General features: G+C 72.4%; 17 protein-coding genes. 7 read left to right on the top strand and 10 right to left on the bottom strand.

Features of this window, described 5'->3' with window-relative positions; all coding sequences use genetic code 11:
- Nucleotides 1–166 precede the first annotated feature (166 nt).
- A complete protein-coding gene (locus tag ACGF12_RS23465; protein ID WP_393033321.1) occupies nt 167–1,381 on the bottom strand; it encodes a pyridoxal phosphate-dependent aminotransferase in 1,215 nt (404 codons plus the stop codon).
- Between the two features lie 243 nt (nt 1,382–1,624).
- Between ACGF12_RS23465 and ACGF12_RS23460 the strand changes: the two genes are divergently transcribed.
- Nucleotides 1,625–2,344 carry a prepilin peptidase gene (locus tag ACGF12_RS23460; RefSeq protein WP_393033318.1) on the top strand — a complete coding sequence of 240 codons (720 nt, stop codon included), beginning with the start codon at nt 1,625–1,627 and terminating at the stop codon, nt 2,342–2,344.
- A gap of 114 nt (nt 2,345–2,458) precedes the next feature.
- Here the strand turns inward: ACGF12_RS23460 and ACGF12_RS23455 are convergent, their stop codons facing one another.
- Nucleotides 2,459–4,060 (bottom strand): chitinase, encoded by a 1,602-nt coding sequence (locus tag ACGF12_RS23455; protein ID WP_393033315.1) that lies wholly within the window; start codon nt 4,058–4,060, stop codon nt 2,459–2,461.
- Nucleotides 4,061–4,434: 374 nt separating this feature from the next.
- On the opposite strand from ACGF12_RS23455, the gene ACGF12_RS23450 reads away from it, so the two are divergent.
- The 4 genes from ACGF12_RS23450 (at nt 4,435) to ACGF12_RS23435 (ending at nt 10,047) form a co-directional block, all read left to right on the top strand.
- Nucleotides 4,435–5,229: an isoprenyl transferase gene (locus ACGF12_RS23450; protein ID WP_380612162.1), complete on the top strand. Its 795-nt coding sequence runs from the start codon at nt 4,435–4,437 to the stop codon at nt 5,227–5,229.
- A 262-nt stretch (nt 5,230–5,491) separates the two neighbouring features.
- On the top strand, nt 5,492–6,826 hold the full coding sequence (locus tag ACGF12_RS23445) for a PhoH family protein (protein WP_393033311.1): 1,335 nt from the start codon (nt 5,492–5,494) through the stop codon (nt 6,824–6,826).
- 451 nt (nt 6,827–7,277) lie between these two features.
- Complete coding sequence (locus ACGF12_RS23440; RefSeq protein ID WP_393033308.1) at nt 7,278–8,021, top strand: transglycosylase SLT domain-containing protein; 744 nt, start codon at nt 7,278–7,280, stop codon at nt 8,019–8,021.
- A gap of 526 nt (nt 8,022–8,547) precedes the next feature.
- Entirely contained in the window at nt 8,548–10,047 is a 1,500-nt protein-coding gene (locus ACGF12_RS23435) for an AI-2E family transporter (RefSeq protein ID WP_393033305.1), read from the top strand.
- A gap of 78 nt (nt 10,048–10,125) precedes the next feature.
- Here ACGF12_RS23435 and ACGF12_RS23430 read toward each other — a convergent pair whose 3' ends face one another.
- The 4 genes from ACGF12_RS23430 to ACGF12_RS23415 form a co-directional block, all read right to left on the bottom strand.
- On the bottom strand, nt 10,126–11,733 hold the full coding sequence (locus ACGF12_RS23430) for an alpha/beta hydrolase (protein ID WP_393033302.1): 1,608 nt from the start codon (nt 11,731–11,733) through the stop codon (nt 10,126–10,128).
- Between the two features lie 12 nt (nt 11,734–11,745).
- Nucleotides 11,746–12,099: a hypothetical protein gene (locus ACGF12_RS23425; RefSeq protein ID WP_393033299.1), complete on the bottom strand. Its 354-nt coding sequence runs from the start codon at nt 12,097–12,099 to the stop codon at nt 11,746–11,748.
- A 133-nt stretch (nt 12,100–12,232) separates the two neighbouring features.
- Nucleotides 12,233–12,775: an alkyl hydroperoxide reductase gene (locus ACGF12_RS23420; protein ID WP_393033296.1), complete on the bottom strand. Its 543-nt coding sequence runs from the start codon at nt 12,773–12,775 to the stop codon at nt 12,233–12,235.
- 3 nt (nt 12,776–12,778) lie between these two features.
- On the bottom strand, nt 12,779–13,330 hold the full coding sequence (locus tag ACGF12_RS23415; RefSeq protein ID WP_393033293.1) for a peroxiredoxin: 552 nt from the start codon (nt 13,328–13,330) through the stop codon (nt 12,779–12,781).
- 192 nt (nt 13,331–13,522) lie between these two features.
- Between ACGF12_RS23415 and ACGF12_RS23410 the strand changes: the two genes are divergently transcribed.
- Complete coding sequence (locus ACGF12_RS23410; protein ID WP_393033290.1) at nt 13,523–14,473, top strand: LysR substrate-binding domain-containing protein; 951 nt, start codon at nt 13,523–13,525, stop codon at nt 14,471–14,473.
- A gap of 57 nt (nt 14,474–14,530) precedes the next feature.
- Here the strand turns inward: ACGF12_RS23410 and ACGF12_RS23405 are convergent, their stop codons facing one another.
- On the bottom strand, nt 14,531–15,166 hold the full coding sequence (locus ACGF12_RS23405) for a TetR/AcrR family transcriptional regulator (RefSeq protein ID WP_393033287.1): 636 nt from the start codon (nt 15,164–15,166) through the stop codon (nt 14,531–14,533).
- Between the two features lie 139 nt (nt 15,167–15,305).
- Here ACGF12_RS23405 and ACGF12_RS23400 point away from each other — a divergent pair, with 139 nt between their 5' ends.
- Nucleotides 15,306–17,489, top strand: coding sequence for an MMPL family transporter (locus ACGF12_RS23400; RefSeq protein WP_393033284.1), 2,184 nt, complete (start codon nt 15,306–15,308; stop codon nt 17,487–17,489).
- 90 nt (nt 17,490–17,579) lie between these two features.
- Here ACGF12_RS23400 and ACGF12_RS23395 read toward each other — a convergent pair whose 3' ends face one another.
- The 3 genes from ACGF12_RS23395 to ACGF12_RS23385 all read right to left on the bottom strand — a co-directional run bounded on the left by ACGF12_RS23395 (nt 17,580) and on the right by ACGF12_RS23385 (nt 23,750).
- A complete protein-coding gene (locus ACGF12_RS23395) occupies nt 17,580–19,433 on the bottom strand; it encodes a SpoIIE family protein phosphatase (RefSeq protein WP_393033281.1) in 1,854 nt (617 codons plus the stop codon).
- A gap of 105 nt (nt 19,434–19,538) precedes the next feature.
- Nucleotides 19,539–20,303, bottom strand: coding sequence for a class I SAM-dependent methyltransferase (locus ACGF12_RS23390; RefSeq protein WP_393033278.1), 765 nt, complete (start codon nt 20,301–20,303; stop codon nt 19,539–19,541).
- Nucleotides 20,304–20,786: 483 nt separating this feature from the next.
- The gene (locus ACGF12_RS23385) at nt 20,787–23,750 is read right to left on the bottom strand and encodes a BTAD domain-containing putative transcriptional regulator (RefSeq protein ID WP_393033275.1); all 2,964 of its coding nucleotides are present in this window, start codon (nt 23,748–23,750) and stop codon (nt 20,787–20,789) included.
- Between the last annotated feature and the right edge of the window lie 190 nt (nt 23,751–23,940).

Raw genomic sequence — 23,940 nt, 5'->3', positions numbered from 1 at the left:
AGGGGAGCGGCACCTCCTGGGCCGTCGAGCGACCCGGTGTCCGCGTCGGCCCGGGCCTCCGGCACACCGCCGACCGGCCCGTCCCCCTACGGCCCGGAGAGGAACCCGGGCGGCCGACGCGCGGGAATCCTACGGTCCGGCCGGTGGTTCGTGGTTAAAGGAGAGGTCAAGGTTGGGCGTAGCCGGCCAGGAAGTCGCCGATCCGGGTCACGGCGTCGGTGATCTCCTCGGGGCGGGGCAGGGTCACCAGCCGGAAGTGGTCCGGCTCGGGCCAGTTGAAGCCGGTGCCCTGGACCAGCAGGATGCGCTGGGAGCGCAGCAGGTCGAGCACCATCTGGGCGTCGTCCTTGATCTTGTAGACCTTCGGGTCCAGCCGCGGGAAGGCGTACAGGGCGCCCTTGGGCTTGACGCAGCTGACGCCCGGGATGTCGTTGAGCAGCCGGTACGCGGCGTCGCGCGAGGCGAGCAGGCGTCCGCCGGGGAGCACCAGGTCGCGGATCGACTGCCGGCCGCCGAGCGCGGCGGCCACCGCGTGTTGGGCGGGCATGTTGGCGCACAGCCGCATCGAGGCCAGTACGGTCAGGCCCTCGACGTAGCTGTGGGCGCGGTTGCGGTCGCCGGAGAGCACCATCCAGCCGGAGCGGAAGCCCGCCACCCGGTAGGCCTTGGACAGTCCGTTGAAGGTGACGCAGAAGAGGTCCGGGGCCAGGGTGGCCAGCGGGACGTGCTCGGCGTCGTCGTAGAGGATCTTGTCGTAGATCTCGTCCGCGTAGACCACCAGCTGGTGCCGGCGGGCGATCTCGACGATGCCCTCCAGCACCTCGCGAGGGTAGACCGCGCCGGTCGGGTTGTTCGGGTTGATCACCACGATGGCCCGGGTCCGGTCGGTGACCTTGGCCTCGATGTCGGCGAGGTCCGGGTACCACTCGGCCTGCTCGTCGCAGCGGTAGTGCACGGCGGTGCCGCCGGCCAGCGAGACCGAGGCGGTCCACAGCGGGTAGTCCGGCGCCGGGACGAGCACCTCGTCGCCGTCGTCCAGCAGCGCGGTCATGGCCAGCTGGATCAGTTCGGAGACGCCGTTGCCGAGGAAGACGTCGTCCACCGAGAGCCCGTGCAGGCCGCGGTCCTCGTAGTGCATGACCACCGCGCGGCGGGCCGAGAGCAGGCCCTTGGAGTCGCCGTACCCGTGCGCGTTGGAGAGGTTGCGCAGGATGTCCTGGAGGATCTCCGGGGGTGCCTCGAAGCCGAAGGTGGCCGGGTTGCCGGTGTTGAGCTTGAGGATGCGGTGGCCCTGCTCCTCCAGTCGCATCGCCTCGTCGAGCACCGGACCGCGGATGTCGTAACAGACATTGGCGAGCTTCGTGGACTGGATGACCTGCATGCCTGCTTACTTTAGGGGTACGCCGGGGCCCCGTACCGGGTATCCCGGGGACGGGTGAAAGCGTTCGGAGTGGCCCCCTTGGATCGACAGGCGGGGGTGTCCGGTCGCCTTCCAAACCGGTGGCCGGATGTCCGGAATGCTCCCGTACGCGAGGAACGCGGGCGCGATCCTGTTCGGAACGAGACGGACGGCACACCCCGGGCGGGGGAGGATGTGGCCGGTGCGTCGGATCGAGGAGGGGGTGTGCCGGTGGTACCGGTCGTGGTCGCGGCGGTGCTGGTCGGTCTCCTGGTGGCCCCGCCGCTGCGCGGGCTGATCGCCTACTTCGCCGTACCGGAGGGTGAACCCTGGTGCGGGGCCTGCCCCTTGTGCGGGCGAGTGGTGCGGCTGCTGCCGCCGACCGGGCGCTGCCCGGGCTGCCGGGGGCGGCTGGGCGCCGGTGCCGGAGCGGTGGAGGCGGTCACGGCGGCGGTCGCGGTCGCGGTGGCGTGCGCGGCGGACGGGCCGCAGACGATGGCCCTGGGCTGGGCGGGCGCGCTCGGCGTGGCGCTCGGTTTCGTGGACGGGCGGGTGCACCGGCTGCCGCACCGGCTGAACCTGGCGCTGCTGGCCGGAGTGGCCGTGCTGCTGACGGCGGCGGCGCTGGCCGAGGGGCGCCCGGGGGTGCTGCTGCGCTGCCTGCTGGTCGCGCTGACGGTCGGGGCGTTGCTCGAAGTGGCCGTTCAGATCGGCGCGTTGGGACCCGGTGACTCCCCGCTCGGGCTCGCCCTGGGCGGGCTGCTCGGGTGGTACGGCTGGTGGGTCGCGATCGGCGGGCTGGTCGCCGCGGTGGTGCTCGCCGGACTCTGGGCCACCCTGCGGGCCGCAGCCCTGCTGATCCGCCGGCGCCCGTGGCGCGGACTCGACGTCCCGGTGGGCCCGTTCCTGCTGCTCGGCGCGCTCACCGCGGTGTTGGCCAGGTGAGCAGGTGACGGACGGGGCCCGTCGTACCGGAGTCGGTACGACGGGCCCCGCCGTCGGCGCGCGAGCCCCACCCTCAAGGAGCGGCGCGCCGGAGGGAGTTGGATCCGGATCCACTCACGGCATCTTGTGGACGAACGGGCCGACCGTGTTGGAGAAGGCGTTCCCGTTGTTGGCGTCCCAGTTGGTGGACCAGGTCATCGCGCCCCGGATGGTGGGCCACTTGGCCGGCGGCACGAAGCTGCCGCAGTTGTTGCCGGTGGCCAGGCAGTTGATCGCGTTGTTCACCACCGACGGGTCGACGTAGCCGCCGCCGGCCGCCTTGCCGGAGGCGGGGACGCCGATGCCGACCTGGTCGGGCCGCAGACCGCCCTGGATGTGAGTGCAGACCTGCGAGGTGATGAAGTCGATCGTGCCCTGGTTGTAGACCTTGCCGTCGCAGCCGTTCATGCCGCCCGAGTTGTAGAACTGGGTGTTGACGACGGTCAGGATGTCCTTGGTGTTCAGCGCCAGCTGGAAGTAGGCGCCGGAGGTGCTGTACATCCCGATGGTCTCGGGGGCCATGGTCAGCACGAAGCCGGGGCCGGCCTTGGCCTGCAGGGCGTGCAGCGCGTCGCCGAGCGGGCCGGCCTGGACGCCGTTCTCCAGGTCGACGTCGATGCCGTCGAAGCCGTAGTCCTTGATGATCGCGTAGGCGCTGTTGGCGAAGTTGGCCCCGGCGGTGGCGTCGCCGACGGTGATCGCGCCGTTCTGGCCGCCGATGGAGAGGACGACCTTCTTGCCCGCCGCCTGCTTGGCCTTGATGTCGGCGCGGAACTGGGCGTCGGTGTAGCCGCCGAGCGCCTTGGACAGGCCCGGGTCCAGGGTGAAGCTGATCGCGCCGGTCTGGGTCGGCACGGCGTCGGCGAAGGAGACCGCGATGATGTCGTACGCGTTCTGCACGTCGCTCAGCCGCTGCGGGGTCGAGCCGTTGTCGAAGTTCTGCCAGTAGCCGGTGACCACGTGGGCGGGCAGGCCGGTGGCCGGCGGGGTGGTCGGCGTGGCGGTGGCGGTCGGGGTGGCCGTGGGGGTCGGCGTGGCGGTCTGGGTGGGCGTCGCGGTGGGGGTGGCGGTCGGGGTCGCCGTCGGGGTCGGGGTCGGGGTCGGCGTCTGGGTGGGGGTGGCCGTCGGCGACGGGGTGGAGGTGCCGCCCGGGCCGACCAGCGCGACGTCGTCCGCGAGGTAGGCGCCCTGTCCGTACCAGCCGTGCAGGTAGACCGTGACGCTGGTGGCGTTCGCCCCGGTGGTGAAGGTGGTGGACAGCTGGTTCCAGCCGTTCTGGTTCGACCAGGTGGACGGGTCGGTGCCGCCGGTGCCGCGCGCGCCGAGGTAGACGTACGGGCCCTGCACCCAGGCGCTCAGCGTGTAGCTGGTGTTGGGCAGCACGCTGATGGTCTGGGTGCACTCGGCCGTGTCGCCCGCGCCCGGGGTGGCCTGCAGCGCGCCGGTGCCGGAGTGGACCGGCGAGGACACGGCGGTCGCGGCGCCGGCGCAGGACCAGCCGCCCAGCCCGCTCTCGAAGCCGCCGTTGGTGACCAGGTTGCCGACCGCCGCGCCGGCGCCCCCGGCGAAGAGGGCGAGCCCCCCGCCGGCCAGGGCGAGGGCGGTGGCACCGGCCGCGACGGCCGGGAGGGGGCTGCGCCGGCGCTTGTGGGCAGGCTGGTTCAGCGTACGGGCCATGGGGTGACGCTCCTGGGGGAGGAGCGGCCGCCGCGGTGGGGGGCGCGGCGGCCGCGTGTGGGGGAGGGGAGGTCCGGTGTGAGCCTTGCGGGACGCGGGAGTTCGCTGTCGTCCCGGGTCAAAAGCTGGACTAGACCATTGCCGGTCGTCAAGCATCCGACCGTCGGCTTACGGATTCTTTAAGGATTCGGAGACCGTTCCGTGTCCGCGCCGGGTCGGGCGCGGCGGAGCCCGGGACACACCCGTCGCGACAGACTTCGTACAGGACCGTGACCAGACCGCTACCTGGGGCTTTCCCGCGCGCCAGCGCGCGGGAGTAGGCTGCGCCGGTGCGGTGACGCACCAGCTGAACGAGCACGGAGGGGCCGGGAAACATGGGTCTGCGCGATGTCGCCGAACGGACGCCGGGGCTGCGCACCCTGCTGGGCGGGATGTACCGGCTCTACGGCCGCCGGGTCGAGGTCCACCTCGGTCGCACCCCGCACCACATCGGCGTGATCCTGGACGGCAACCGCCGCTGGGCCAAGGCCGCCGGCGGCTCCACCGCGTACGGCCACCAGCGCGGCGCCGACAAGATCAGCGAGTTCCTCGGCTGGTGCGACGAGACCCACGTCAAGGTCGTCACCCTGTGGATGCTCTCCACCGACAACCTGGACCGCCCGGCCGACGAACTGGTCCCGCTGCTCGGCATCATCGAGGACGCCGTCACCGGCCTGGCCGCTGCCCGCCGCTGGCGGGTCAACCCGGTCGGCGCGCTGGACCTGCTCCCGCAGCACACCGCCGACGTGCTCAAGCGCGCCGCCGAGCAGACCGCCGCGATCGACGGCATCACCGTCAACGTCGCGGTCGGCTACGGCGGCCGGCACGAGATCGCCGACGCCGTCCGCTCGCTGCTCCAGGAGCACGCCGGACGCGGCACCTCGATCGAGGAATTGGCCGAGATCCTGACTGTCGAGCACATCGCCGAGCACCTCTACACCCGCAACCAGCCCGACCCGGACCTGATCATCCGCACCTCGGGCGAGCAGCGCCTGTCCGGCTTCCTGCTCTGGCAGAGCGCCCACAGCGAGTTCTACTTCTGCGAGGCCTACTGGCCGGCCTTCCGCAAGGTCGACTTCCTGCGCGCCCTGCGCGCGTTCGAGCAGCGGCACCGGCGGCTGGGGCTGTAAGGGCCTGTCTCTCGGATCCTCGCCGGGTCCGCCGAGCTCCAAGAGGCAGGCCCCGGCGCGGTGAAGTGACCGCCGTAGGGCTTGCCTACCCGGGCTCCGCGTGAGGCCAAACGTTCACCGGCAATGATCCGTCAGTTCGCCGGGGACGCGAATGCACCGCTCCTCGCCTGGGAATACTCCAGTCAGTCCGGCCCCGAGGCCACCGGGGCAGCGGGGGCCGGCATGCCGCGGATGACGCAGGGTCATCCGCTCTGGAGGCCTAGTGGTCAGTTCCAAGAGCCGCCGGACACCAGACCGGCGCACGTACGTTCTCGACACCAGCGTGCTCCTGGCGGACCCGCTCGCCATGACCCGCTTCGAGGAGCACGAGGTCGTCCTTCCGGTGGTGGTCGTCACCGAGTTGGAGGCCAAACGGCACCACCCGGAGCTGGGCTACTTCGCCCGCCAGGCGCTGCGACTGCTCGACGACTACCGCATCCGCTACGGGAGGCTCGACGAGCCGATCCCGGTCGGCGAACTCGGCGGGACGATCCGGGTGGAGCTCAACCACTCGGACGTCTCGATACTGCCGGTCGGCTACCGGGCCGGCGGCGGCGAGGCCGACACCCGGATCCTGGCGGTAGCCCGCAACCTGCAGGCCGAGGGTTACGACGTCACCGTCGTCTCCAAGGACCTCCCGCTGCGGATCAAGGCCAGCTCGGTGGGCCTGCTCGCCGAGGAGTACCGGGCCGAGCTCGCGGTCACCTCCGGCTGGACCGGGATGTCCGAGCTGCACGTCGCGGCCGACCAGGTGGACGCGCTGTTCGCGGCCGGCCACGACGCCGCGGTGGACGTCGAGGGCGCCGCCGAACTGCCGGTCCACACCGGACTGGTGCTCACCTCGGAGCGCGGCCGGGCGCTCGGCCGGGTCACCGGCGACGGGCGGGTCCGGCTGGTGCGCGGCGAGCGCGAGGCGTTCGGGCTGCGCGGTCGCAGCGCCGAGCAGCGGGTGGCGCTGGACCTGCTGCTCGACCCGGACATCGGCATCGTCTCGATGGGCGGCCGGGCCGGCACCGGCAAGTCGGCGCTGGCGCTGTGCGCGGGGCTGGAGGCGGTGCTGGAGCGGGGGCAGCACCGCAAGGTGATGGTCTTCCGGCCGCTGTACGCGGTCGGCGGACAGGAGCTCGGCTACCTGCCGGGCACCGAGGCGGAGAAGATGGGCCCCTGGGCGCAGGCGGTCTTCGACACCCTCTCCGCCGTCACCACCCCGGACGTGATCGAGGAGGTCATCGCCCGGGGGATGCTGGAGGTCCTGCCGCTGACCCACATCCGGGGCCGCTCGCTGCACGACGCCTTCGTGATCGTGGACGAGGCCCAGTCGCTGGAGCGGAACGTCCTGCTGACGGTGCTGTCCCGGATCGGCCAGGGCTCGCGGGTGGTGCTCACCCACGACGTGGCCCAGCGGGACAACCTCCGGGTCGGCCGGTACGACGGTGTGGTGGCGGTGGTGGAGAAGCTGAAGGGTCATCCACTCTTCGCCCACATCACGCTCACGCGCTCGGAGCGTTCGCCGATCGCGGCGCTGGTCACGGAGATGCTGGAGGACATCCACCCGTGAGTCATCCCTGATCGGGACATAGTTGGACAAAAAGGTCAACTCGTGATGCCGGGCCCGTTCCTGACGGAGCGGGCCCCGCCCGTTTCATCACATCGAGTGCTTTCTGTCCGGGGAACTCCCATGCGGTGAATGTGACATGCGCCACGCAGGAGGGAATTGCGTCGACAGTGCCCGGTGCGGCATGGTGAGGGTTCTGTCAGGCCCCGCGTACGGCGCGGCAGGGCTTCCGGACCCCGGAAGTCAGGCCCCGGAAGGTCCACCAACTTCGGTCGGTGGGCGCACAATTGAAGACCGACGAGCCGTACGCCGCCCGATTCCAACGCCCGGTCGCCTCACCTCGGCCGGACGCCGGGCCAGCACCTCCCGTGACCAGAGCACCCAACGGAGGTCCGCGCCAAGGGGCATGTTGCGCCCGTACGGTCACGCATGGGCGATGCTGGAAGGAATCCATGTGACTCGGATCTCGGTCCGGGGAGTTGCTGTGGTCTCCGCCACCGCCGTCACCGCTGTCGGTGCCGTCGTGGGCATGGCCTCGGGCAGCGAGGGCAAGACGACGCAGACGGTCGACGTCGCCGGCGCGACCCTGCTTGCCGAAGTCCCCTCTGGCGCCCAGGCGCAGAGCATCAGTGACAACATCAGCCAGCAGGCGTCCGCCCAGCAGGCCTCCGCCGACGCTGCCGCCAAGGCCGCCGCCGAGCAGAAGGCCGCCGACGAGGCCGCGCGCCAGAAGGCCGCCGCGGACGCCCAGGCGAAGGCCGACGCCCAGGCCAAGGCCGACGCGGACAAGGCCGCCAAGGCCGCCGCCGACCAGCGCGCCGCCGCCGACGCCGCCGCCGCCAACCGCTCCAAGGCGCGTTCGGCGATGACCGCGGTGGACAGCAGCACGCCCCCCGTCTCGGTCACTCCCGGCTCCGTCCAGGACATGGCCCGGCAGATCGTCGGCAACGACGCCCAGTTCCAGTGCTTCAGCAACATCGTGAAGCGCGAGAGCGGCTGGGACTACACCGCGACCAACAGCGGCTCCGGTGCGTACGGCCTGGTCCAGGCGCTGCCCGGCTCCAAGATGGCCTCGGCCGGTGCCGACTGGCGCACCAACCCGGCCACCCAGATCAAGTGGGGCCTGGGCTACATGAACGACCGCTACGGCAGCCCGTGTGGTGCCTGGTCGTTCTGGCAGGCGCACAGCTGGTACTAGGCCGCCCTTGCTCCGAAGGTGGCCGCCGCCCCCGGGCGGCGCACTCCGCACGGCCCCCGGCCGCTCGTCCCGTTCGACGAGCGGCCGGGGGCCGTCGCGTTCTCCCACCGGTGGCGTGCTCCGACCGGGCGGGCCCCCTTCATCGGCCTGCATCGGCTGAGAAGGGGCGGGCCGCGCCGCCCGGGCTGCGCTGACCAGTGCGCCCGCGGGCGGTGCGGTCCTGGGTGCGGACGTGGGGCGCGGGAAGGGGTCCTGGTTGCTCCCCGCACCGGCCGGTCCGCCGAAGGTTGGCTTGAGTGGGATGACCCTGAGGTCTCGTTCGAAGTCCTCCCCAGCGGCGTGTGGACGAAACCATCTGCAATCCGGTGATTTGTCCGAATTTGTGGAATGAGGCGATCGAGGCGAACCCACCGGTGGGCGGACTCGCCCGGCCCCCGCCGGGTAGCGTCATCCCTGACGGCCGTGGCAGGACCCACGGCGTACCGCCGGCTCGGCGGGTACAGCGGGGAAGCGGTGGGTAGCGAGGATGGCGCGGGGCGGAAAGGCCTTCAAGGCCGTGGCCAAGGGCATGGCCGTGGTGGCGAGCGCGGCCGCCGTGATCGAACGGCGCCGACGCGCCGCGATTGCGGCCGACCCGCACGAGCTTCCGGTCGTTCCGGCCCCCACCGAGGCGCCCGGGCCCGTCCCGGTGCCGCGCGTCGACTCGGCAGCCGAAGCCGTCGAGCCCGCCGCACCGGCGGCGGCCGTGACGACGGCCACGGCTACGGCCCCGGTGTCCGCGGCGGCCCCTGCCGCCCAGGCCGCCCAGGCCGCCCCGGCCGCGAACGCCGGGCTCGGGCGGGAGTACCACCCGGGCCGGCCCGCCACCCCCGCCGAGGCGGTGCCCTGGGGACTGCGGGTGGCGGCCGAATCGACCTGGCGGCTGCTGCTGCTCGGCGCCGCGCTGTACGTCGTCTTCTACGTCGTCGACATGCTGCGGCTGGTGGCCTTCTCGGTGCTGGCCTCGCTGCTGATCTCCGCGCTGCTGGAACCCTCCGTCTCCTGGCTGCGCAGGCACGGGGTGCCGCGCTCGCTCGCGGCGGGCGGGGTGTTCCTGAGCGGCCTGGCCGGGATCGGGCTGGTCGGCTGGTTCGTGGTGTGGCAGGTGACCACCAATCTGTCCGACGTCACCACCCAGGTGAAGACCGGCGTCAACCAGCTGCGGGACTGGCTGGTCACCGGACCGCTGCACCTGACCCAGCAGCAGATCACCGACTTCGCCAACCAGATCACCAAGGCCATCACCACCAACACGGACCAGCTCACCTCGGCCTCGATCACCGGCGCGCAGATCGCCGTCGAGACCCTGACCGCGCTGCTGATGACCTTCTTCACCACCTTCTTCTTCCTGTACGACGGGGCGAAGATCTGGAACTGGGCCCTGCGCGGCCTGCCCCGGCACTCCCGCTTCGCGATGGCCGGCGCCGGCCCCAAGGCCTGGATCACCCTCACCGCGTACGTGCGCGGCACGGTAGGCGTGGCCTTCATCGACGCGGTCTGCATCGGCACCGGCATCGAGCTGCTGGGCGTGCCGCTGGCCGTGCCGCTCGCCGTGATCATCTTCCTGGGCGCCTTCGTCCCGCTGGTCGGCGCCCTGGTCACCGGCACCGTCGCGGTCCTGATCGCCCTGGTCACCCAGGGGCCGTGGACGGCGCTGATGGTGCTGGTGATCCTGATCGTGGTGATGCAGGTCGAGAGCCACATCCTCCAGCCGCTGATCCTCGGCCGCGCCGTCCGGGTCCACCCGCTCGGTGTGGTCCTCGGTGTCGCGGCCGGCGGCATCATCGGTGGCATCGGCGGTGCGGTGGTCGCCGTCCCACTGATCGCCGTCACCAACACCGTGATCGCCCACCTGCGCCAGCGCAACGAGGCCGGCCAGGCCGTCTTCACCGCCCTCGAAGCCGCCCGCGAAGCCGCCGAGCACAAGGCGGCGGCCCAACCGGCGCAACCGACCCAGGCGGCGGAGCCGGCTCCGGCGGTGGACTAGGACGGGGTCGGACGTGGCCGGCGCCGCCGAGCCGCCTCGGCGAGCGACGGTCGGGGCGGACGGGGTTCCGGCGTGCTGTCAGTCACGGCGGCCGACCGCCTTCGTGATCCGGTTCCCGTGACCGCTGACGATCTCTCCGATGTTGTCGATCGAGGTGTGGTCGTCATGGGGGCCGTCGTCCCAGTAGGACGAGTGCGCGGTGCCGTCGGCCGACCCGACGTCCACGGCGAAGCGCTGGGCGCCGAAGTCGGCGCTCGCCGGGTCCCGGGTGTACCAGCCGGCGTGCGAGACGTAGTCCCAGCCGGCGGCGCCGACGTAGGTGTGGGCGGCTCCCACCGAGAACTCGGAGGCGTGGAAGGCGTCGGTGCCGGGGCTGCCGACCAGGATGATGTCGTCGGCCGCCAGTCCGGCCGGCTTCCTCGCGGCGAGGCCGACCAGGAGCGAGCCGAAGCTGTGTCCCTGTGCCGTGACGTGGGCCGGCGGTCCCCGGTGCGTGACGCGCTGCCCTTCGAGGAAGGTGCGGTAGGCGTCGACTCCGTTCCGGGCGCGGCCGAAGTCGAGGGTCCGCTGAGGGGAGAGCGGCGCGTCGTAGCCCAGCCACGCGATCGACGCCGTGCTGCGGGTGGGGTCGGCGCGCCTGGCCGCGTCGTACACCGCCTTGGCCCGGTCGGCGTCGCCGCCGCCGATGCGTTGGAGTTCGGTGCCCATGCCGCCGACGAGGGACGTGACGTTCCGGGCGGTGTCGGGATTGCCGAAGGCGAGGATGGCGCGGCCCTGGCCCTCCTCGCCGATGCCGAGCAGGAGGACCGGCGGGTCCTGTCCCTCGGCCTCCTCCAACCGCTCGTTGATCTTGCGGAAGCCCGCGAGTCTGAGCTCGTCCTTGTCGGAGAGCGGCGGCGGGTGGCCCTCGTACGTGGCGAGGAGCTGCGCCAGGAGGGCCCGGTTGGCCCGGTCCCGGGCGAGGGCGGGGATGCCGTCGCGGTTGCCGACGAGGTCCGGGTGGTCCTTGATCAGCCGTTGTTGTTCGTCGGCGGGGAGTCCGTTCCACCAGGCGTTCACCTCGGTCGGTGGGGCGCCGTCCCGCGGCACGGCGACGCGGAGCAGGGTCCGTACGGCGAGGTTCGGGTCGAGCTGGTCCTGGACGGCCGCGTCCGGGTCGAGGCCGGTGCCGTCGTGGGCGCGGGTGGTGTAGTGCTGGAGCCGGGCGGCGACGGCCTGGTCGATGGTGCCGGCCTCGGTGAGGGCGCTGCCGATGCGGGCGGCGAGTGCCGTGGCGGTGCGCTCGCGGCTCTTCCGGTACTCGGGGTCGTGCTGGTCGGCGTAGGGGGCGGGCCCCCAGGTGACGGCGCCGTGCTCGTTGACCGACATGCCGGCGGTCCTCACGTCCTCCAGGGCCTTGCGCAGGGCGGACTGGACGAGGACCAGGGCGTCCGCGCCGGTCCGGAGGACCTTGCCGATCTGGCCGACCTCGGAGTGGGCGGCCCTCAACTCGCCGGTGGTGAGCTGTAAGGAGGGCGTCGCCGCGTCGGCCGCCGGTCCGGTCCAGCCGGAGGCGGCGAGCCGCTGCTCGACCCCGCTGTGCCAGCTCTCCAGGTGCTGTCCGAAGGCGCCGTGCAGTTTGTCGTACGCGTCGGCGGCGGCGTGGAGGGCGGCGAAGTCGGTGTCGCGCAGCGTCGCGAGATCCACGGTCGTCGGCCCCTAGCCGAAGTGCCGGACGAAGTTCTGCTGTTGCTCCGCCGTCGGGCCGAACCGGATGGTGACCTGGTGGTCGGTGCCCCGGTACCGGCGGGCGGCCTCTTCGAGCTGCTGGCCGTGTCGGCTCATCGAGGTGCGGAGGCCGTCCAGGAGCGTGTGCCAGGCGTCGGTGCAGGTGTCGAGCGCGGCGGCGCACCGGAGTCCCGACAGAGCGGCGACGGCCTGGTGGGAGGAGTCGAGGACGGCCTTGGTCCGGCCGGGGATCCGGGCCGCGGTCGTGCTCGCCGTTCCGGCTGCCTCGTGGAGCGCGTCGGCGTCGATCCGGAAGCCGCCGCAATGCGAAGGGTGGTCGGACACCGCGGGCCCCCTCGGACCGAATGTCGTGTACGGATCGCCCTGCACTGTAGCGGAGTTGGGAGGGTCCGGGACGCGGAAACGCCGACGGGCCCCTCCTGGAGCGGAGGGGCCCGTCGGCGTCGTGCCGGGTGCGTCAGGAGCCGACGGCGGCGAGGGCGGCCTCGGAGTCGAGGACGCCGGCCACGGCCTGCAGGACGGCGGCGATCTTCATCGAGGCCTGGATGACCTCACGCTCGACGCCGGCCTTGCGCAGGACGGCCTCGTGCGAGTCGAGGCACTGGCCGCAGCCGTTGATGGCGGAGACCGCGAAGCACCAGAGCTCGAAGTCGATCTTCTCGACGCCGGGGGTGCCGATGATGTTCATCCGCAGGCCGGCGCGCATCGTGCTGTACTCCTTGTCGGAGAGCAGATGCAGCGTCCGGTAGTAGACGTTGTTCATCCCCATGATCGCGGCCGCGCCCTTGGCGGCGGTGTACGCCTCCGGGGAGAGGTTGGCCTTGGCCTCGGGCTCCAGCTCGCGCAGCAGGCCGGGGCTGCGGGTGGCCATCGCGCAGGAGAGCACGGTGCCCCAGAGCTGCTGGGCCGGGAGGTCGGAGTTGCCGATGACCGAGCCCAGGTTGAGCTTGAGGTCCTTGGCGTAGTCCGGGAGGGCGGCCTTCAGGTCGTCGAGGGCCATGGGTCAGCCCGCCAGGAGGGCCTGGGCGTCGAGGGTGTCCTCGCCCTTGTTCCAGTTGCACGGGCACAGCTCGTCGGTCTGCAGGGCGTCCAGCACCCGCAGGACCTCCTTGGGGTTACGGCCGACGGAGCCGGCGGTCACCATGACGAACTGGATCTCGTTGTTCGGGTCGACGATGAACACGGCGCGCTGGGCGGTGCCGTCCTCGGCCTCGACGCCGCAGGCGCGCATCAGGTCGTGCTTGACGTCGGCCAGCATCGGGAAGGGCAGGTCGCGCAGGTCCTTGTGGTCCTTGCGCCAGGCGTGGTGCACGAACTCGGAGTCGCCGGAGACGCCGAGGATCTGGGCGTCGCGGTCGGCGAACTCGTCGTTCAGCTTGCCGAACGCGGCGATCTCGGTGGGGCAGACGAAGGTGAAGTCCATCGGCCAGAAGAAGACGATCTTCCACTTGCCCTCGTAGGACTTGTGGTTGATGTCGGCGAAGGCGTTCGCGGCGTCGAGGTCGACACAGGCCTTGAGGTCGAACTCGGGGAACTTGTCACCGATCGTGAGCACGTTCGCTTCTCCTGAAGTGAGACTGTGGGGAGCTTTGTCCGGATTCCGAACACGACCCACGATTCCACATCGTGGACTGATCAGGGAAATAGCTACACTGGATGTGTCTGATCGGAGATTGTTATCAGTACCCAACCGCCCGCACCCCGACCCGCCGCCCGCAGGTCCGCCGCCGCCAAGGCCGGTCCGGCTGTGACGAGCGCCACGGCCCGCAGCCCCCGGACGCCGACGGTCGCCCAGCTCAGGGCCTTCGTCGCGGTGGCCGAGCACCGGCACTTCCGGGAGGCCGCCGCCGCGACCGGGACCAGCCAGCCGGCGCTGTCCGGGGCGGTCGCGGCGCTGGAGGAGTCGCTGGGCGCCCAGCTGGTCGAGCGTACGACGCGCAAGGTGATCGTCACGCCGCTGGGGGAGCGGGTGCACCAGCACGCCCGTCGGGTGCTGGCCTCGCTGCAGGCGCTGACCGAGGAGGTCGAGGCCGCCCGCCGGCCGTTCACCGGGCCGCTGCACCTGGGTGTGATCCCGACCGTCGCGCCGTATCTCCTGCCCCTGGTGCTGAAGCTGGTCCGCGACCGGTTCCCGGAGTTGGAACTGCACGTCCACGAGGAGCGCACCCCCTCGCTGCTGGAGGGTCTGGCCGCCGGGCGCCTGGACGTGCTGCTGCTCGCGCTGCCAGCCGGCGGGTCCTCGCCGACCCGGGACATCCCGCTGTTCGACGAGGACTTCGTCCTGGTCACCCCGCCCGGGCACCCGCTCGCCGGGCGGATCGACGTCCCGCGCGACGTGCTGCTCGACCTGGACGTGCTGCTGCTGGAGGAGGGGCACTGCCTGCGCGACCAGGCGCTGGACATCTGCCGCGAGGTCGGCGCCGACCCGGCCGGCTCCACCACCCGAGCGGCCGGGCTGTCCACCCTGGTCCAGTTGGTCGCCGGGGGTCTCGGGGTGACCCTGCTGCCCGCCACCGCGCTGGACGTCGAGGCCGGCCGCGCCGACCGGCTGGCCGCCGTCCGCTTCGCCGATCCGGCGCCCGGCCGCCGGATCGGGCTGGCCACCCGCCCGGGCTCGGCCCGCAGCGCGGAGTACGAGCGCTTCGCGGCCGCGCTGCGCGAGGTGCTGGCCGAACTGCCGGTCCGGATCGTCTCCTGAGGCCGGTCTGACGGTTCCCGCCGGGCGGGCCTGCGGACCCGCCCTCGGCAGGCGGCTTCAGGCGCCCCGGCCGACCGCGGCGGGGGTGCCCAGGCAGAGCCCGACCGTCGTGGCCACCAGCAGGTCCAGCGCCCGCAGGGTGTCCGGGTCGGCGGGCTCGCCGGGGGAGTGCCCGGTGAGGTGTCGGGCCGTCAGGCCGTCGAAGCCGCTGAGGAAGTGGACGGCGATCTCGCGGGCGGGCACGGCCAGGGTCAGTCGGTGGTCGGCCGCGAGGGCGGTGAGCATCTCGGTGGCGGTGCCCTCGATCGCGCGGTCCAGTCCGAGCATGATCTCCCGCACGTCGGGATCGCGCATCGCCAGCGCCGAGAACTCGCTCAGCAGCACGCAGCGCCCCTCCTCGCCGGTGGCGGCGGCCCAGAGCGCGTGCACCAGGGTGCGGACCTGCTCGCCGAACGGGCCGTCGCCCGGGGACGCGGCGCGCACCTGGTCGATGAACTGGGCGGCCACCTCCTCGACGACGGACCGGTAGAGGTCCTTCTTGGTGCCGAAGGTGTAGTGCACCGTCGCCTGTGCCACGCCCAGCTCGGCCGCGATCGCGCGGGTGCTGCCGGCGGCGACCCCTTCCCGGGTCATCAGGTCGATCGCGGCCCGGACCAGTTGCGGTCGGCGTTCGGAGGCGGGGACATGAGCCATTCAGCCAGGGTAGCGCCATGGTCGGGCAACCGTGTCGGATGATTTTGTCGCCCAACTTTGTCACCCGACAAACTTGGGTCTACCGTGAGACGGGTCCGCCCGGGCAGCCGCCTGTCCGACGATCCGACCGAGGGAACCCATGGCCACGTACCTGTATCGGCTGGGCCGCTACTGCTTCCGGAGAAGGCGGGCCGTGCTGGCCGTCTGGATCGCCCTGCTGATCGCGATCGGCGGCGCCGCCGGGGCCTTCGCCGGCAAGACCAGCGACGAGTTCAAGGTCCCCGGCACCGAGGCCCAGAGCACCCTGGACAAGATCAAGGGCACCTTCCCGGCACAGGGCCACGGCTCCGCTCAGATCGTCTTCGCCGCCAAGGACTCCGGCGGCATCAAGGCGCCCGGGGCGGGCAAGGCGGTCGGCGAGGCCGTCGACCGGATCGCCCACGTCCCCGGCGTGGCCGCGGTGCCCGACCCGTACGCCACCGGTGCCGTCTCCCCGGACGGGAAGGTCGCGATCGCGCTGGTCTCCTTCGACCACAAGCTCGCCGAGGTCACCGACCAGCAGCGCGAGGCCGTGAAGGCCGCCGCCGAACCGGCCCGCGCGGCCGGGCTGGACGTCGCCTTCGGCGGCGACGCGTACAACCGGTTCGCCCAGATCGAGGGCGGCACCGAGTCGATCGGCCTGGTGGTGGCCGGGGTGGTGCTGGTGGTCACCCTGGGCACCCTGGTCGCCGCCGGGCTCCCGCTGCTGACCGCCCTGATCGGCGTCGGCGTGGCCATGGGCGCCCTGCTGGCGCTCACCGGCTCGTTCGAGATCATCACCACCGCGCCGGTGCTGGCGCTGATGGTCGGCCTCGCCGTCGGCATCGACTACGCGCTGTTCATCCTCTTCCGGCACCGCCGCAACCTGGACGAGGGCCTGGAGCCCGAGGAGGCCGCCGCCCGGGCCACCGCGACCGCCGGCAGCGCGGTGGTCTTCGCCGGCCTGACCGTCGTGGTCGCGCTCGCCGGGCTGGCCGTGGCCGACGTCCCGTTCCTCACCGTGATGGGGCTGGCCGCCTCCGGCGCCGTCGTGGTCGCAGTCCTGGTCGCGATCACCCTGCTGCCCGCGGTGCTCGGCTTCGCCGGCCGCGCGATCGACCGGCTGCCGGTCTGGAAGCGGGCGCTGACCACGCACGGCCGGACCACCGTGGGAGAGCGCTGGGCCCGCTTCGTGGTCCGCCGCCCGCTGCCGGTGCTGCTGGTCGGCCTGGCCGGGCTGGGCGCCCTCGCGGTGCCCGCCGCGAGCCTCGAGCTCGGCCTGCCGGGCGGCGGATCGCAGGCCGTCGGGACGGACGGCCGCAAGGCGTACGACCTGGTCAGCGAGAGCTTCGGGCCCGGCTTCAACGCGCCGCTGGTGGTCGTCGTGGACGCCCACGACGCGCCGCGGCCCGAGCAGGCGGTGCAGGCCGTGGCGGGCGAGCTGCAGACCCTGAAGGGCGTCAGGACGCTGCTGCCGCCGACCGTCGACCAGGCCAGCCGGACCGCCCTGGTGCCCGTCATCCCGCAGACCGGACCGGACCACGCGGACACCAAGGCGCTGGTCAACGAGATCCGCGACCAGCGCGCCTCACTCAAGTCCGCGACCGGCGCGAGCATCGCCGTCACCGGCACCACGGCCGCCAACATCGACGTCTCCACCAAGCTCGGCCAGGCCCTGCCGCCGTTCGTCGCGGTGATCGTCGGCATCGCCCTGCTGCTGCTGGCGCTGGCCTTCCGCTCGGTGCTGGTGCCGCTCAAGGCGGTGCTCGGCTTCCTGCTCAGCATCGTGGCCTCGCTCGGCGCGGTGGTCGCGGTCTACCAGTGGGGCTGGCTGGACGGCCTGATCGACGTGCCCAAGGTCGGCCCGGTGGTCAGCTTCGTGCCGATCCTGCTGATCGGCGTGCTGTTCGGGCTGGCGATGGACTACGAGCTGTTCCTGGTCTCCGGGATGAAGGAGCAGTACGTCCACGGCAAGGAGCCGCGCGAGGCGGTCGTCGGCGGGGTGAAGGGCGGCGCCCGGGTGGTGACCGCGGCCGCGCTGATCATGATCTCGGTGTTCGGGGCCTTCGTCTTCGGCCACGACCCGATCGTCCAGCCGATCGGCTTCGCCCTCGCGGTGGGCGTGCTGGTGGACGCCTTCGTGGTGCGGATGGCGCTGGTGCCGGCCGCGATGGCGCTGTTCGGCAAGGCGGCCTGGTGGTTCCCGAAGCGACTGGAGAAGGTCGTGCCGAAGGTCGACATGGAGGGCGAGCAGCTGATCGCCCGGCTGGAGGAGAAGCCGGTGAAGGAGCCCGCCGGGGTGTGACGACCCCTTCGACGCGCCCTTCGACGCGCCCGGTGGGAGCGGTTTCCCGCCGGGCGCCCGGCAGATCCGGGGCTGTGACGGAGCCGGCGGCTACTGGGGCAGCCGCTGTTCGAACCAGACCACCTTGCCGGCGCCCAGCCGGGTGGCGCCCCAGCGGTCCGCGCACCGGGCCACTATCTGCAGCCCGCGCCCGCGTTCGTCATCCGGGCCGGTACGGCGCGGCCGCGGCAGCAGCGGGCTGTCGTCGCCGACCTCGCAGCGCAGCCGGGTGGTGCGCACCAGGCTCAGGGTGACCGGCCGGGTCGCGTGCTGGACGGCGTTGGTCACCAGCTCGCTGACCATCAGCTCGGTCGCCTCGCTCAGCTCGTCCAGCCCCCAGCGGCGCAGGGTGTGCGCGGCCAGCCGGCGCGCCCGGCCCGGCGTCTCGTTGCGCGGCTGCAGGTACCAGTGCGCGACGTCCCCGGCCGGGATGCCGTCGAAGCAGGCGCCGAGCAGGGCGATGTCGTCACCGCGGTCCCCGGGCGGCAGGATCCGCAGTGCCTCCTGGCACAACTGCTCGGGGGACTGCCAGCGGGCGGCGGCGATCCTGGCGCGGAGCACCTCCAGGCCGTCGCTGATCGGACGGCTGCGGGTCTCCACCAGGCCGTCGGTGAACAGCAGCAGCGCCGAGCCGGGCGGCGCGGGCAGTTCGACGGAGTTGAAGTCCACCCCGCCGACTCCGATCGGCGCCCCGGAGTCAAGCTCCACCAGCTCGGCGGTGCCGTCCGGGCGGACCAGCACCGGCGGGACGTGCCCGGCGTTGGCCAGCACCACCCGGTTGGCGATCGGGTCGTACACCGCGTACACGCAGGTGGCCAGGTGCTGTTCGCGGCCGAGCCGCTGGGCCTGCTCGTCCAGGTGGTAGAGAACCTCGTGCGGCGGCAGGTCGAGAGCGGCCAAGGTCTGGGCGCTGGTGCGCAGTTGACCCATGATGGCGGCCGAGGTGAGCGAGTGGCCCATCACGTCGCCGACGATCAGGGCGACCCGGTTGCCGGGCAGCGGCACCGCGTCGTACCAGTCACCGCCGACCTGGGCGCCGCGCTCGCCGGGCAGGTAGCGCTGGGCGAGCCGGACGCCGTGCGGCTGCGGCAGCCGCAACGGCAGCATGCTGCGCTGGAGTTCGTTGGCTATCTCCCACTCGCGGGCGTACCGCAGCGCGGTGTCCACCGCCAGCCCGGCCTGGGTGGCCAGGTGCGCGGCGGTCGCGGTGTCGGCCGGGTCGAAGGCCGGGCGGCCGGTGCGTTCAGGGGGCCGCCGGATCAGCACCAGCAGCCCGAGGACGGCCTTGCGGCCGCGCAGCGGCAGAGCGAGGACGGAGGTGCCGGCGGCCAGCCGGGCCAGCCCGCGGGGGCCGTACAGCTCGCGCAGCAGCGTCTCGGTGCGATCGGCCGCGGGCGTGCCCAGGACGGCCGACTCGGCCGGGCGGCGGCTCAGGAGGACGTGCGCCAGCGCGCCGCCGCGGGTGACCGGGACGGCCGGGCCCGGGTCGGCGGTGGAGCGGGAGCCGAACCGGGAGCGGTGCCGGTCGTCCACGCCGCCCTTGCGGCCGCGCCGACCGATCCGGGTGCCAGTGCTGTGGTGGATCCGCAGCTCGTCCGGGAAGCCGGGCTCGCGCTCGACGTTGGGCAGCGGGTCACGCAGGTGGACGACGGCCGCGTCGGCGAGGGTCGGGACCAGCACCCGGCCGATGTTGCGCAGGGTCGCGGACAGGTCGAGGGCGCTGTTGATCCGTCGGGTCGCCGCGTCGAGGTAGGCGAGGCGGTCGGCCAGCCCGTCCGCCGCCCCGGCGCGGTCCGGCCGTGCCGTCGGCGGCTTCGCCGGGGCCTGTGCCCGGGCCGGGACCCGGCGGCGCTGGCCCGGGACGGCGGGCGGCTGCTCCGCCTCGGTCTTGAGCTGGTCGCGCACGGCTGCCTGTCCTGGATTCGGTGTGGTCGGTGGTTGGGCTGGGCGGTGGGTGTACTGGTCGGTGGGTGTGCTGGTCGGGCGCTGGTCGGGCGGTCGGGTGGTCGATCAGCCGACGCGTCGACAGCACAGGAACAGCTGTTCCTCCGGCGGCAGCGTGGTACTGGCCGGCGCGTACGGATGCCCCGAGCACTCCTCGACGGCGAAACCGGCCGCGACCAGAACCCGTTCCAGATCCTCCCGCAGATACCCACTGATCCGCAGCTCTCTGCCAAGGAACGGAAGCGGAACGTGATCCAGGTCTGCCTCGACCATACCGAGCGCCAGCAGTCCGTCCGGCCGCAGGAGTTCGCGCAGCCGCCCGAGCGCGGTCGGGATCTCGTCCTGCGGCAGCAGGATCAGGGAGAAGAACGCGGTGACGGCGGCGAAGGTGCCGTGGCCCTCCGGGCCGAGCCCGGGGACGCCCCAGACCCGGTCGGCGCGCTCGGTGGCCAGATCGTACAGGTCGATCCGATGGAAATCGGGCGGGAACGGGCCGGGGTGGTTCGCCTGACGGCCCAGCGCGAGCATCACGTCCGAGAGGTCCACCCCGGTCACCCGCAGCCCGCCGGCGGTCAGCTGGCGGACGGTCGGCTCGCCGGTGCCGCAGCCCACGTCCAGCACCCGGGCCCCGGGTTCGAGCGCCGTGAGCAGCTGCTTCCCGCACTCCAACTGCCCGTCCTTGGCGGGGAAGGCCTCGCCGTACCCGGCACCGATGGTGTCGAAGGCGACTGCCTGCAGGGCCCGCGCCGCACGGCGTCGCCGCACGTCGGGTCCGTCGTCGTCGGCTTCCTCGCCGACCGGGAACGAATCGGATATCTGGCCGGTCGTCACGTTCAGAGGCACCCTTCCACCCGTGGCCTCCGGTCGGCTCCTGCGCAGCCTCGCGGGCCGTTGCCGGCGGCGGTACGTCACGCGCCCCGCGTCACACCGACGGACCGCACCCCGACGCGTTGCCGGCAGACACTCGTGTGCGTACTGGCATCTGAGAATATGCGTGATCACTGCCCCATGGGGTCCCTTTCCAGCCAACTCGTCGTGCTTGGGCCGATGTGGCCCGGGTTCGCGGAAGCACTACGGTGTGGGCGGGGGTGGTGCGCCGGGCCCCGCACGCCGGACGGCACGCCGGGGTGACGGCGCTGACCTGCGGTTTCACCAGTCCGCAGGCTGACAATCGGACGTTTATCGAACGTCAATCGGCCAGGTGCACAGTTGAGTCCAGCGCCGGGGAAGCGTTGAGGGCGCTCCCGCAGCCGGGGGGCTGCGGGAGCGCCAACGCGCGGAACGGGGAAGGCGCTCCGCTGGGGGGCGGAGGCCTTACGGCGCGGGGGGAGAAGAGATGGGCTCGGTGTGCTGACGGGAAATGAGGTCCGCCACGGGGGAGGCCTCCGGCACACCGAGCCGCGTGAAGATCGCGTGCGCCTCCTGGAGGCAGGCGAGCCCGCGGGCCGGCTGGGCCAGGGCGAGCAGCGCCTCGCCCAGGGCGGCGTTGGCGAGGCCCTGGCAGTAGGCGGAGTCCAGCTCCTGTCCGATCGCGAGTGACTCGCCGGCCGCTTCGGCCGCCTCGGTGTGCTGCTCGGCGGCGAGCAGGGCGGAGGCGAGGCGGGCGAGGGTGTAGCCCTCCCACAAAGGATTCTGCTGGGACTGGTAGAGCCGGTGCGCCTCGCGCAGGTGCGGGACGGCCTCGTCGCCGGAGAGCACCACACCGAGCTGATAGAGCGTCTGGGCGAGCAGCGGTCCGTTTTTGGACGCCCGGGCGGCGGCGACACCGTCGCTGGCGGACTTGACCGCCGTCTCGGTCATGCCGAGCCGATGCTGTACTCGGGCCATGTTGCTGACGACCCGCGCTTCAAGGATCGGCGCGCCGACGGCCTGGCTGGTGGCACGGGCCTGTTCGAGGAACAGCAGGGCCTCGGCCGGCCGGTTGCCGACGTTCAGGATCACGCCCAGCATGTTGGCCGTGGCCAGCAACAGGACGGTCGGCTCGTCCGGCGCCTGGTGGTCCAGGCTGCGGCGGAATGACTGCTCGGCCCCCTGGAAGTCACTGGTGACGGACTGCAAGGTGCCCAGGGCGAAGTGGACCCGGGCGAGCGCCTCGCGGTCGCCGCGGTGCTCTGCCTCGCGCCCGACGATCTCCAGGACGGGTCGCACCTGCGGGCTGTGGGTGGGGTCCGGACCGAGGCCGTACAGCAGGATCAGCAGGTCGATCGCCGCGTGCTGCGAGGTGCGGGATCCGTTCGACGCTGCGGCCATGGCGCTGAGCAGCAACGCTCCCTCGGTCCGGAGCCAGTCCTGCGCGGCGGGACCCGTCGGTAGGCTGAGCCCTGACGAGGTGAGCGTGGTCAGCAGTTCGGGCAGCGGGTCGTCCGGCTCGATGACCTGGGCCGCGTTGCGGACGGTCGGGATCAGCAGGTCGAGTAGCCGCATGACCGCTCGCTCCTGTTCTCCGGTGTCCCCGATCCGCTCGTTCTGCCGCTGAGCGTAGAGCCGGAGCAGGTCGTGGTACCGGTAGCGGCCGGGGGTAAAGCACTCCAGCATGTTCGCCTCGACCAGCGCCTCGGCGAGGTCCTCGGCGGTGTACTCGTCCACGCCGAGCAGCGCCGCAGCGGCTGCCAGCGGGATGTCGGGAGAGTCGATCAAAGCGAGCAGCCGAAAGGCGCGGGCCTCGTCCACGGACAGCTGTCCGTAGCCGAGCCCGATGGTGGTCTCCACGGCGAGGTTGCCGAGCTGGAGTTCGTCCAGCCGTCGGCGCTGGTCGGCTAACCGACTGGCCAGGTCGGAAACGCTCCAGCGCGGACGGCTGGCCAGCCGGGCGGCGGCGATGCGGACGGCCAGCGGCAGGAAACCGCAGGCGGTGACCACCTTCATGGCCGCCTCCGGCTCGTCGGCGACCCGCTGCTCGCCGACGATGGCCGAGAACAGCGCCAGGGCCTCGTTCGGGGTCAGCTCCTCCACGTCGAACAGTTGGGCACCGGGGATGCCGGCCAGCCGGGAGCGGCTGGTGGCGAGCACGGCGCAGCCGGAGACTCCGGGGATGAGCGGCTGGATCTGGTCCGCGTCGCGCGCGTTGTCGAGCAGGATCAGCATCCGGCGGTTGGCGAGCAGTGAGCGGTAGAGGGCGGCGCGCTGTTCCAGCGAGTCGGGACTCTCGGTGACGCCGAGCGCGTGGAGGAAGTCACCCAGCACGACCACCGGGTCGGCAGGCGAGACACCAGCTCCACGCAGGTCGACGTACAGCTGCCCGTCGGGGAACTCGGTGCGGACGCGATGGGCGACGTGCACTGCGAGGGTGGTCTTGCCGACCCCGCCGATGCCGGCCAGCGAAGTGACCACCACGGCCTGGCCGGTGGCGTTCATCAAGATTGTCGAGAGCTCGCCGACCAGCTTCGAGCGGCCGCTGAAGTCCGAGACATCGGCCGGGAGTTGGGCCGGAGCCGGGGATGCGGCCGGACCGTCCTCGCGGGCCCCGGGGGTGGGTGCGGCGGGGAGGACCAGATCGGGATCGGCGGCGAGGATACGCGTGTGCATCGCGGACAGGCCCGCGCCCGGTTCGACTCCGAGCTCCTCGATCAGCAGCTTGCGGGTGTCGGTGTAGACGCCGAGCGCCTCGGCCTGGCGTCCGCAGCGGTACAGCGCCAGCATCAACAGTTCGCGCAGCCGCTCGCGCAGCGGGTGTTCGGCGGTCAGGTTGTTGAGCTCGCCGACGATCTCGGCGTGCAGGCCGATGTCGAGGGCGGCGGCGCACAGCTCCTCGGCGGCGGCCACCTGGCGTTCGGCCAGCCGCAGTCGCTGGGCCTCGGCGTAGGGGCCGGGAATGCCGGTGAGCGGACGGCCGCTGAACAGGTCCAGCGCCTCAACGAGCAGCCGGTGTGCCTCGTGCCGGTCGCCGGAGGCGCGTGCGGCCGTGGCTTCGGCGGAGAGTCGTTCGAAGGCCGTCAGGTCGAGGGCCTCGCCCGGGATGCGCAGGGCGTAGCCGTCGGCGACCGAGATCAGCAACTCGGCGGGCCGGCGGACCTCGCGTCGGGGCTCGATGACGGAGCGCAGACGGGAGATGTAGGTGCGCAGCGCGGCCACGGCCTGGGTCGGCGGACGGTCGCCCCAGAGCGCGTCGACCAGGTCCTGGGTGGTGACCAGGCGGCCGGAGTGCAGCAGAAGGGTGGTCAGAACGGCCTGCTGCTGGGGGGAGCCGAGGGAGAGGGGCTTGCCGTCGAGCCAGGCCTGGACCGGACCGAGGACTTGGAAGCGCAGCGCAGGGGCCTGCGGCGTCTCCAGAAACTCCATGAAGTCCCCCGATGGCCTGTGGTGTCGATTCCGTGAAAGGGCGCTCGGCGGTCTGCCGTGGTGCTTCAGCTTAGGCGGGCGCCTGACTCTGCCGGACGGCGCCGCAAGCCGCACGATGTTTATCGGACATTTAATCAACCCTACGATACTGTCCCCGCGCCCGTGCCACGGAGGTCGGGCTGGACACAAT

It is taken from the genome of Kitasatospora sp. NPDC048296 (genome assembly GCF_043201815.1).
GTDB lineage: Bacteria > Actinomycetota > Actinomycetes > Streptomycetales > Streptomycetaceae > Kitasatospora.
Note: the sequence above shows the minus strand (reverse complement) of the source record. Positions and strands in the feature narration are given on the sequence as shown.

Coding starts and splice junctions, on each gene's coding strand:
- ACGF12_RS23405 (WP_393033287.1), bottom strand. CDS start 15,166: ATGGCTCATGTCCCCGCCTCCGAACGCCGACCGCAACTGGTCCGGGCC.
- ACGF12_RS23385 (WP_393033275.1), bottom strand. CDS start 23,750: ATGGAGTTTCTGGAGACGCCGCAGGCCCCTGCGCTGCGCTTCCAAGTC.
- ACGF12_RS23465 (WP_393033321.1), bottom strand. CDS start 1,381: ATGCAGGTCATCCAGTCCACGAAGCTCGCCAATGTCTGTTACGACATC.
- ACGF12_RS23420 (WP_393033296.1), bottom strand. CDS start 12,775: ATGGCCCTCGACGACCTGAAGGCCGCCCTCCCGGACTACGCCAAGGAC.
- ACGF12_RS23450 (WP_380612162.1), top strand. CDS start 4,435: ATGGGTCTGCGCGATGTCGCCGAACGGACGCCGGGGCTGCGCACCCTG.
- ACGF12_RS23400 (WP_393033284.1), top strand. CDS start 15,306: ATGGCCACGTACCTGTATCGGCTGGGCCGCTACTGCTTCCGGAGAAGG.
- ACGF12_RS23455 (WP_393033315.1), bottom strand. CDS start 4,060: ATGGCCCGTACGCTGAACCAGCCTGCCCACAAGCGCCGGCGCAGCCCC.
- ACGF12_RS23435 (WP_393033305.1), top strand. CDS start 8,548: ATGGCGCGGGGCGGAAAGGCCTTCAAGGCCGTGGCCAAGGGCATGGCC.